The sequence below is a fragment of the Betaproteobacteria bacterium genome (assembly GCA_009377585.1).
GTDB lineage: Bacteria > Pseudomonadota > Gammaproteobacteria > Burkholderiales > WYBJ01 > WYBJ01.
This window is the reverse complement of sequence record WHTS01000008.1, coordinates 55,986-66,055: the sequence shown is the minus strand read 5'-3', so window position 1 is coordinate 66,055 and position 10,070 is coordinate 55,986. Positions and strand designations below refer to the sequence as shown.

The following is a 10,070-nucleotide window of genomic DNA, read 5'->3' as shown; positions in this document are numbered from 1 at the left end:
CAATGAACGACAAGCTGCTCGAGCTGGCGCGCGCATACGGCGTCATTCTCGAGTACTACGATATCTGGGGACAGCAGCATCACACCGGGGAGCACGCGTTGCGTTCGGTCCTGCAAGCCATGGGGATCGAGGCCGCCGACGATGCCGCCGTCGAGGCATCACTCACGCGCACGCAGCAGGCGCGCTGGGCACGCGTCCTGCCGCCGGCAACCGTCGTTCGCCGCGACGCGAGCCCGTGGACGATCCGACTGCAGCTGCCGGCCGCAAGTCTTGGCGACGAGCTCGCCTGGACGGTGCGCGAGGAGGACGGCGACCGGCACGAAGGCCGCTTGCAGCCGGCGAGCCTGCACTCGATCGAGCGCGTTTCGGTCGCAGGCTGCGACTACGTGGCCCTCGAATGGCGGCTCGCGTTCGAGCTGCCGTTCGGTTATCACCACGTGCGCGTACGCCACGGCGAGGCCGACAGCACCGAGATGCGCACCGATATGCTGCTCGCGGTCACGCCCGAGCGCTGCTATTGCCCGCCAGCCCTGCAAGGCGAGGGGCGAGTCTGGGGCGCGACCTGCCAGCTCTACGGCGTGCGTTCCGAGCGCAACTGGGGCATCGGCGACTTCACCGACCTGATGACGCTGGTGCAGCAATGGGGCACGCGCGGCGGCGGCGTGATCGGGCTCAATCCCCTGCACGCGCTCTATCCGCACAATCCCGCGCACGCGAGCCCGTACAGCCCTTCGAGCCGGTTGTTCAAGAACTGGATCTACATCGACGTCGAGGCGTGCGCGGATTTTCACGCCAGCGAGGAGGCGAGAGCGCTGGTGCGCAGCGCCGTCTTTCAGACGCGCCTGAAGAGCTTGCGCGAAGCCGAGCTGCTCGACTACCCAGCCGTCGCCGCGGCCAAGCGCCAAGTGCTCGATTTGCTCTACGCCTATTTTCGCAAGCACCATATCGAGCGCGGCACCGAGCACGCGCGCCGCTTTCGCGGCTTCCAGGCCGAAGGCGGCGAGGCGCTGCGCCGGCATGCGCTGTTCGATGCGCTGCAGGAGAGCCTCTCGCGCGAATCGACCGACGTCTGGGGCTGGCCGGTATGGCCGCAAGCGTTTCGCGATCCCGCCTCCGAAGCGGTTGCCGCGTTTTGCGCCGAACGCCTGGACCGGGTCGAGTTCTTCGAATACCTGCAATGGCAGGTCGACATCCAATACGGTGCGGCGGCCCGGCGTTCGTTCGAGCTCGGCTTGGGCGTGGGCATCTACGAAGACCTGGCCGTATCGATCGATCGCGGCGGAGCGGAAGCCTGGGCGAACCAGGACATCTACGCGACCACCGCCGGCGTCGGCGCACCCCCCGACGACTTCGCGCCCAACGGTCAGAACTGGGGCTTGCCGCCGATGATTCCGCACCGGCTCGAGGCCCGCGCCTACGAGCCGTTCATCGCGACGTTGCGCGCGAACATGCGCCACTCCGGGGCGCTGCGCATCGATCACGTGATGGGTCTGATGCGGCTATTCTGGGTGCCCCCCGACGGCAAGGCCGCCGAAGGCGCCTATGTGCGCTATCCGTTCGAGGATCTGCTCGGGCTGACCGCGCTGGAAAGCGAGCGCAACCGCTGCCTGGTGATCGGGGAAGACCTCGGCACGGTGCCGGACGAAGCGCGTGAGGCGCTCGCGCGCACGGGCGTGCTGTCCTATCGGCTGCTCTACTTCGAGCGCCAGCCGGGCGGCGAATTCAAGTCCCCGCGCGACTATCCCGCGCAGGCGATCGTCGCGGCGTCCACCCATGACCTGCCCACCCTGGCCGGCTGGTGGGAAGGACGCGACCTGAGCCTGCGCTCGCAGCTGGGGCTGTTTCCGAACGAGGCGATGCGCGAAGCGCAGATCGTCGGCCGGGCGCAGGACCGCGCCCGCCTGCTGCTCGCCTTGGAGCGCGAGAACCTGCTGCCCCAGGGGGTGGCGCCCGACCCGGTCGCCGTGCCGGCGATGACGCCGGCATTGAGCGCCGCCATCCACGCCTACCTCGCCGCGACGCCGGCCAAGGTCATGGTGCTGCAGCTCGAGGACGTGGCGGGAAGCGCCGATCAGGCGAACCTGCCCGGGACCACCGACCAGTATCCGAATTGGCGGCGGAAGCTCCCGCTGGAGCTCGAGCGCTTTCTGGACGAGGAGCGCTTCGTGCGCAGCGCCCAGACGCTGGCAACCGTGCGGCCCCGCAGCCACGTGCTCGCGCAACCGCGGCCGCAGGGCGCGCAGGCCGTGATCCCGCGCTGCACCTACCGGCTGCAGCTGCATCGCGAGTTCGACTTCTCCCGCGCCACCGCGCTCATCCCGTATCTCGCCGCACTGGGCGTGAGCCACGTCTACTGCTCGCCGTACCTGCGCGCACGCGCCGGCAGCCAGCACGGCTACGACATCATCGATCACGCCGCGCTCAACCCGGAGATCGGCAATCGCGACGACTTCGAGCACTTCGTGGCCGAGTTGAAGCGCCACGGCATGGGCCAGATTCTCGACATGGTGCCCAACCACATGGGCGTCATGGGGCGCGACAACGCCTGGTGGATGGATCTGCTCGAGAACGGACCGGCCTCGGCCTATGCCGACTATTTCGACGTCGACTGGCGCCCGATCGACCCCGAGTTCGCCAATCGCATCGTGCTGCCGGTGCTGGGCGATCATTACGGCGCCGTGCTCGAGCGCGCGGAGCTGCGCCTGGAGTTCGAGCCGGCAGCGGGCTCGTTCGCGGTGTTCTACTACGAGCACCGCTTTCCCATCGATCCGCGCGAGTATCCGCGCATCCTCGACCGTGCGGTGCGAAGCCTCGGCTCGGGCGAGCTCGACCCGGATGCGCAGGCGGGGCTGGAAAGCCTGATCGCCTCGCTCCATCACCTGCCGGCGCGGGAAGCGACCGAGCCCGAGGCGATCGCCGAGCGCACGCGCGACAAGGAAGTGCACAAGCGCCGGCTTGGCCGCATGGTCGCCAGCCAGCCCGTGCTGGGCGAGGCGATCGAGCGCAGCGTGCGCTTCATCAACGGCGCCAACAGCGAGCCCGACCGCTTTCGCGCCCTGCACGAGCTGCTCGACGCGCAGGCCTATCGCCTTGCCTACTGGCGGGTGGCGGGCGACGACATCAACTACCGCCGCTTCTTCGACATCAACGACCTGGCGGCGCTGCGCATGGAGAACGATGCCGCGTTCGAGGCGACCCACCGCTTCGTGCTGGAGCTGGCGGCGGCGGGCCAGGTGGATGGGCTGCGCATCGATCACCCCGACGGGCTGTTCGAGCCGGCGCGCTATTTTCGCAAGCTGCAGGAGCGCTACATCCAGCTCGCGTTCGCGGCCGGCTCAGCGCCGCCGCCCGATGCTGCCGCCCGCCCCCTCTACGTGGTGGTGGAAAAGATCATCGCCCCGCACGAGCATCTGCCCGAATCCTGGCCGGTGTACGGAACGACCGGCTACCGCTTCGCCAACGTCGTCAACGGCGTCTTCGTCGATACCGAGGCGCGAGAGCGCGTCCATCGCGCGTGGAAGGCGTTCGTCGGCGACGAGTCGGCGGCGTTCATCGAGGCCTGCTATCGCGGCAAGCGCATCGTGCTCACCAGCGCGCTCGCGGGCGAGCTGGCGGTGCTCTCGCGCCGGTTGCTGCACTTGGCGCGTGCCGACCGGCGAACCCGCGACTACACCGTCAACACGCTGCAGCGCGCGGTGACCGAGGTGATCGGCTACTTTCCGGTCTACCGCACCTACATCGCGGACTCGATCTCGAAGCAGGACCGGCGCTACATCGAATGGGCCATCGGGCGCGCGCGCGAGCACGGCCGCGGCGCGGACGCGAGCGTGTTCGACTTCCTGCGCTCGATCCTGCTGCAGCAATTGCCGACCGACGCGCCCGAAGCCCTCAAGGCCGAGTGCCGCGCCATCACCATGCGCTTCCAGCAGCTCACTTCGCCGGTCGCGGCCAAGGGCATCGAGGACACCGCCTTCTACAACTTCAACCGCCTGGTCTCGTTGAACGACGTCGGCGGCGATCCGGATCAGTTCGGCATGCGCGTGTCGGCCTTCCACGGCGCGAGCGCCGACCGCGCCGCCAAGTGGCCGCACACGCTGCTGGCCACGTCCACCCACGACAACAAGCGCTCGGAGGACGTGCGCGCGCGCATCGACGTCATCTCCGAGATGCCAGCGGCATGGCGGCTGCTGGTACGGCGCTGGAGCCGGCTCAACCGCGCCCGCAAACGCAACATCAACGGCGCGGTCGGGCCCAGCCGCAACGACGAATACCTGCTCTACCAGACGCTCATCGGCAGCTTTCCGGCGGACTGCACGGACGAGGCGCTCGCCGCGTATCGCGGCCGGATCGAGGGTTACATGGTGAAGGCGGCGCGCGAGGCCAAGGTGCGCACGAGCTGGCTCAACGTCAACGAGCCGTACGAAGCGGCGCTGATCGAATTCGTGCGCGGGCTGCTCGGGCGCAGCACAGGCAACCTTTTTCTCGACGACCTGGCGGCGCAGGCCCGGGCGTTCGCGTGGTACGGGGCACTCAACAGCCTGTCGATGGCGGTCATCAAGCTCACCTCCCCCGGGGTGCCGGACATCTTCCAGGGCAACGAGACGCTCGACTACAGCCTGGTCGATCCCGACAATCGCCGCCCGGTCGACTACGAGCATCGGCTGCGCATGCTGGCGGCGCTGCAGCGAATGAGCGCTAGAGCGGGCGAAAAATTGGGCGAGGCCGTGCGCGCGCTGGTCGAGTCCGCTTGGGACGGGCGCGCGAAGATGTGGGTCGTGCTGCGCTCGCTCGGCCTGCGGCGCAGCTCGCCCGAGCTTTTCAGCCACGGCGATTACCTTCCGGTCAAGCTGACCGGCGCGCGCGAACAGCATGCGCTTGCCTATGCACGCCGCCACGGCGAGAGCGGGATCCTGGTCGTTTGCGCGCGCATGTTCGCTTCACTCGGCGTCGATGTCGGCAGCGCGCCGGTCGGCGCAGCGCTGTGGCAGGATACGGTGGTGGATGCCAGCATGCTGCCCGCGGGCGCCGAGCTGACCGACCTCATCACCGGAGCGCGTTTCCAGGCCACCGACGGACGGCTCGACCTCGGGCGCGTCTTCGATTATTTTCCAGGGGCCATCCTGCACTACGACACGCAGGCTCGATAACAGCGAGTGAGTGTTGCGATGAAGGAATTTTCGGCTACCCTCCAGCAACTGGATCCGACGGCGCTGACCGCCATACGGATCGCCTTGATCCTGGCGGCGGCGTGGATCGTAGCCGCGCTCCTGCGCCACCTCATCCGCGTGTTTCGTAGCCGCGTGACGTTGCGCCTGGCCGACGCCGAGGCCAGCAAGCGCGCCGAAACGCTCAGCCAGGTGTTCCGCTACATCGCGAACGTCGCGCTGCTGCTGATCGTCGGCATGCTGATCCTGTCCGAGGTCGGCGTGTCGGTGGCGCCGATACTCGGCGCGGCCGGCGTGGTCGGTATCGCCATAGGGTTCGGCGCGCAAAGCCTGGTGAAGGACTACTTCACCGGCTTCTTCATTCTGCTCGAGAACCAGATCCGCCAGGGCGATGTGGTGCAGATCGCGGACAAGTCCGGACTGGTCGAGGAAGTCACGCTGCGCTTCGTGCGCCTGCGCGACTACGAGGGCAGCGTCCATTTCATCCCGAACAGCCTCATCAGCACGGTAACCAATATGAGCCGCAGCTTCGCCCATGCGGTGATCGATGTGCGAATCGGTTATGGCGACGATGTCGACACGGCGTTCGGCATCATGCGCACGGTGGCCGCGGGATTGCGCGCCGATCCCGCCTTCGCGCCGAACATCATCGGCGATCTGGAGATTGCCGGGGTGGAAAGCCTCGCCGAATCGGCGGTCATGCTGCGCGCGCGTCTCAAGGTGATGCCGCTGGAGCAATGGAGCGTGCGACGTGAATACCTGCGCCGGCTCAAGCACGCCTTCGGTGAGGCCGGTATCGAAATACCCTATCCGAGGCTGACCGTGCGCGGCATGGCGGAAGTAAAGAGTGAAGCGCGTGAAAAGTGAAGGGTGAACAGGCCGCGCGCTCAGCGACTCATTCATACGCCCTTCACGCTGCACGTTTCACTCACTCACGCTTCACTCGACCTAACACATCGGAGGAAATTCCAATGAACCAGTTGTCGCTACTCGGCCGCCAGGCCGGCGAATTGCTCAAGCTGCGCGGGGATACGATTACAGTCGCCGAATCGTCGGCGGGCGGCATCATCAGTGCCGCACTGCTTTCACTGCCCGGCGCGTCGGCATACTTTCGCGGCGGGGTCGTCACCTACACGCGCGAATCGCGCAAGGCCTTCCTGGAGCAGGCCGGCGATCCGTTCTCCGGCGTTGCGCCGAGCAGCGAGGCGTACGCGCTGGCATTGGCCCGCTGCGCGCGCGAACGGCTCGCAACCACCTGGGCGATCGGCGAGACCGGCGCCACCGGACCCACCGGCAATCGCTACGGTTACGACGCGGGCCACGCCTGCATCGCGGTGGCCGGGCCGATCGAGCTCTCGGCCATGATCGAAACGCGCACGGCCAACCGCGAGCTCAACATGTGGAGCTTCGCCTCGGCTGCGCTGGACCTGTTGTACAAGGCGCTGCAGCAGGCCGGGGGCGCGAGCGCCGGCACCCGGCGCACCTAAGCCCGCATACGCCACCAGGCCGCCCGTGCGCCGATGAAGTATCCGAGCTAGCGGAGCCGCATGACCCCCCGCCCGCGCAGGCCACGCCGATCGAGACAATGTCACCGGCGCGATCGCGTTGCTGCTGTATAACCTGGGCGAAGGCGGTATCCGCGCGGCCAGTCCACGCTGCCGCGCCTGTGCGAGATGTCGATGCCGGCGTCGTCGCGCCTTCAGTGCGATCCTTCATGATGGCCGGCATAGCCGCCTGCGCCGGCACCGATGGCGGCTCCGATCGGCCCGCCCACAATGCCGCCCACCACGGCGCCGCCGGTAGCGCCCACGGCCAGGCCGCGCTCCGAACCATCCATTTCATCCCACGTGGCGCATCCGCTGCCGAGCGCCGCCAGAATCAGTAAACCGACGGTCAATGTCGTACGCATGGAATTCTCCAGGGTTGTTCGATCGTCATACAGCAAATGAAAGGCCTGGGACGGCTGCCGCACTCATCGAGTCCAGGCCGGTCCGCAAGCGCCGTGCCACCGTTGCTCGTTGTATCATCGACGTTGCAGGTTCGGGAGAACGCACATGGCTGAATCGTCCATATCGAACTGGAAGTATCACGGCGTGCGGGTGGTGCACGGCAACGAGGTCGACATCAATACCGCACAAACACCGGGCATGAACCGCGCCGCCGCGATCACCCATGCCCGCACCGGCGCCGAGAAGCTCTGGGCGGGCACCGTGGTGATCCATCCCAAGGCGAAGACCGGAGCGCATCATCACGGGCCGGTCGAAAGCGTGATCTATGTCGTCAGCGGCAAGGCCCGCATGCGCTGGGGCGACAATCTCGAATTCATGGCCGAGGCCGGTCCAGGCGATTTCATCTATGTCCCGCCCTACGTGCCGCATCAGGAGATCAACGCCAACGACGACGAGCCGCTCTCATGCGTGCTGGTCCGGAGCGGCCAGGAGCCGGTGGTGGTCAACCTCGACATACCGGTGGTGGAAAAGCCGGAGGAAGTGCACTGGGTGGACAACATCCATCCCGCGCCCAAGGCGTGATCCGCGCTCTAGCGCGTGCCGCCGCCGCGGATGCGTCCGTACGATCCATGTTGAGCCCGTGCTGTGCCGAGCCGGGGATCATGTGCCCATAACGCTCCGCCCGGCAGCAAACAGCATGCGCTTCGGAATGTTCGGCGGCGCCCAGGCTGCCGCGTCCCGACCGGGCGCGCCGATGGGCCAGGGCTTCCACGATTACATCGAATTTGCCGTGGAAGCCGACGCGCTCGGCTACCATAGCTCGTTCGTCGTCGAACACCACTTCAGCGGCTGGACGCAGGTTTCGGCGACGCTGAATCTGCTCACCTGGCTCGCTGCGCGCACGCGCAGGCTGCGCGTCGGCACGGCGGTCATGGTGCTGCCATGGCACAACCCCGTCCTGCTGGCGGAGCAGACCGCAACGCTCGACCTGCTTTCGGGCGGACGGCTCGATCTGGGCATCGGCAAAGGTTATCGTCACAACGAGTTCCTTGGTTTCGCAATCCCGGCCGAAGAGGCCGATGCGCGCTTCGACGAATGTCTGGACGTGCTGCTGCGCGCCTGGAGCGCGACGTCGCCGTTCTCGCATGCCGGCCGCTTCTGGCGCTTCCGGGACATCATCGTCGAGCCGCCGCCGGCACAGCGGCCGCACCCGCCGATCTGGATGGCGGCCGGCAGCGCCGAGTCGATCCGCAAGGTCGCGCAACGCGGATTCAATCTGCTGCTCGATCAGTTCGCCGGCATCGACCTCATCGGCGAGCGGATCGCCCTTTTCAAGGCCGAGGTGCAGGCGCAAGGCCGAAGCTTCGACCCGATGAGGGTCGCGGTGGCGCGCGACGTCTACGTGGCGCGCGATGCGGCCGACAAGGCTCTAGCGCTCGAGCGCAATGCACGCATACGCCGACGCACCATCGAGGTCGCGCGTGCACCGGGGCAGCAGCGCGGCTCGCATGTGCTTGCGTACGCCGATGCGCCGGGCGGCAACGAAGCGGCCGCGCTCTACGGCAGCCCGAACGAGATCGCCGCTCAGCTCGAGGCGCTGCGCGCGGCCGGAGCGAGCTACATCCTGGCCAACATGGGCGGCGCCTCGCGCGAGAGCCTGCGCCGGTTCGCGCGCGAGATTGCGCCCGCATTCGATACGGAGTTCGAGCATGCGTAACCATGCAGGATCGGCCAGCGACTCGCGGCAATGGGGGCTCACGAGCCACCGCAACCGCGGCATGATGCGCGCTCGACTCGCGTGCGCGGCTCTCGTCCTGCTGCTCGCCGGCTGCGAGGGCCTTTTCACCGGTGCGCGCGAATCCGTTCACACCTTGATGCAGGGCGACGACGGCAGCTTCGCGCCGGTGCGGCTCGATCTCGACCCGGACATGAATCCGATCGCTTTCAATCTACGCGGCACCACGGTGGCAGCGTACGCGGAGATGGACCGCTGGAACAGCTACCGCGCCACGCTTTCGCTCGACGGCGCCCCGATCGCGACCGGCAGCTTCAACATCAACAACCCGGGCACCAACCAGATGCCGCAAGGCGGCGACTTTGCCCACACCATGCTGATCGTTTCGGTTCCGCAAGCCGGCAACTACGAGTTGAGCGTCCTGGTGGCGAAACCGAAAGAGATCACCATCGAATCGCCCAGGCTGGAAGTACGCCGCAACGTCGAGTTGCCGCCGGGCACCAAAACGCAATGAGCGCGCGGCTAGCGGTGCAGACCAACGGTCACGTTTACAATCGCTGCATCCGCCTGCTCGAACAAGATTGGAAATGAGGAGACACGACATTGACCTTGAAACGTTGCGTATCGCCTGAAGCCCCGGTCGCCGCTGCCGCGACCATCGCCGCCGGAAAGCGCGCCGAGGGCGCCGGCATCCGGATCGGCATCCTGGACAACAGCAAGGCGAACGCGGATCACCTGCTGCAGTTCCTGCTCGACGCCGCCGCAGATTCGCTTCCGATCAGCGCGACCGTCAAGCGCCGCAAGCCGGCGGCCTCGCGGCCGGCCGCGGCCGAAATCGTGGAGGATCTCGCGCGCGAGGCGGACTTCGTCTTGAGCGCGATGGCCGATTGAGGGTCGTGCACGTCGTGGAGTGTCCACGACATGGCGACGCTTCGGAAGCGTGGGCTGCGCACTGCGGTCATCTGCACCGAGCCGTTTCTCAACCTCGCGCAGGCGCAGGCGAAGACGTTCGGCGTGCCCGACCTGCCCATCATCATGATCCCGCACCCGCTGGGCGGCATCAGCGTCGAGCAGGTGGAAGGCCGCGGCCACGCCGCCTGGCCGCAGCTGGAGAAGCTGCTGGCGGAGATGCTGAAATGAGCGCTGCCGAGAAGCTACTGGCGGAAATGCTCAAATGAGCGCCATCGACAAGCTGCTGGTCGAGCCCGGCGCCGGCTTCGA

At 67.3% G+C, this 10,070-nt stretch carries 9 protein-coding genes; 8 read left to right on the top strand and 1 reads right to left on the bottom strand.

Annotation, left to right across the window (positions count from 1 at the left end; genetic code table 11):
* The first annotated feature begins 2 nt into the window (after positions 1–2).
* From GEV05_04775 to GEV05_04765, 3 genes are all read left to right on the top strand, one after another.
* Positions 3–5,147, top strand: a complete 5,145-nt coding sequence (locus tag GEV05_04775; GenBank protein MPZ42716.1) for a malto-oligosyltrehalose synthase — start codon at positions 3–5, stop codon at positions 5,145–5,147.
* Positions 5,148–5,165: 18 nt separating this feature from the next.
* The gene (locus GEV05_04770) at positions 5,166–6,032 is read left to right on the top strand and encodes a mechanosensitive ion channel (protein MPZ42715.1); all 867 of its coding nucleotides are present in this window, start codon (positions 5,166–5,168) and stop codon (positions 6,030–6,032) included.
* A gap of 104 nt (positions 6,033–6,136) precedes the next feature.
* A complete protein-coding gene (locus tag GEV05_04765) occupies positions 6,137–6,652 on the top strand; it encodes a damage-inducible protein (GenBank protein MPZ42714.1) in 516 nt (171 codons plus the stop codon).
* Positions 6,653–6,864: 212 nt separating this feature from the next.
* On the opposite strand, the gene GEV05_04760 is transcribed toward GEV05_04765, so the two are convergent.
* A complete protein-coding gene (locus GEV05_04760) occupies positions 6,865–7,074 on the bottom strand; it encodes a hypothetical protein (GenBank protein ID MPZ42713.1) in 210 nt (69 codons plus the stop codon).
* A 145-nt stretch (positions 7,075–7,219) separates the two neighbouring features.
* Between GEV05_04760 and GEV05_04755 the strand changes: the two genes are divergently transcribed.
* The 5 genes from GEV05_04755 to GEV05_04735 all read left to right on the top strand — a co-directional run bounded on the left by GEV05_04755 (position 7,220) and on the right by GEV05_04735 (position 9,989).
* The gene (locus GEV05_04755) at positions 7,220–7,696 is read left to right on the top strand and encodes a cupin domain-containing protein (protein MPZ42712.1); all 477 of its coding nucleotides are present in this window, start codon (positions 7,220–7,222) and stop codon (positions 7,694–7,696) included.
* A 115-nt stretch (positions 7,697–7,811) separates the two neighbouring features.
* Positions 7,812–8,831, top strand: a complete 1,020-nt coding sequence (locus tag GEV05_04750) for an LLM class flavin-dependent oxidoreductase (protein MPZ42711.1) — start codon at positions 7,812–7,814, stop codon at positions 8,829–8,831.
* Entirely contained in the window at positions 8,824–9,363 is a 540-nt protein-coding gene (locus GEV05_04745; protein ID MPZ42710.1) for a hypothetical protein, read from the top strand. The genes GEV05_04750 and GEV05_04745 overlap by 8 nt, the downstream gene beginning before the upstream one ends.
* A gap of 89 nt (positions 9,364–9,452) precedes the next feature.
* Complete coding sequence (locus GEV05_04740; GenBank protein MPZ42709.1) at positions 9,453–9,740, top strand: hypothetical protein; 288 nt, start codon at positions 9,453–9,455, stop codon at positions 9,738–9,740.
* A gap of 30 nt (positions 9,741–9,770) precedes the next feature.
* The gene (locus GEV05_04735) at positions 9,771–9,989 is read left to right on the top strand and encodes a hypothetical protein (GenBank protein MPZ42708.1); all 219 of its coding nucleotides are present in this window, start codon (positions 9,771–9,773) and stop codon (positions 9,987–9,989) included.
* Positions 9,990–10,070 lie beyond the last annotated feature (81 nt).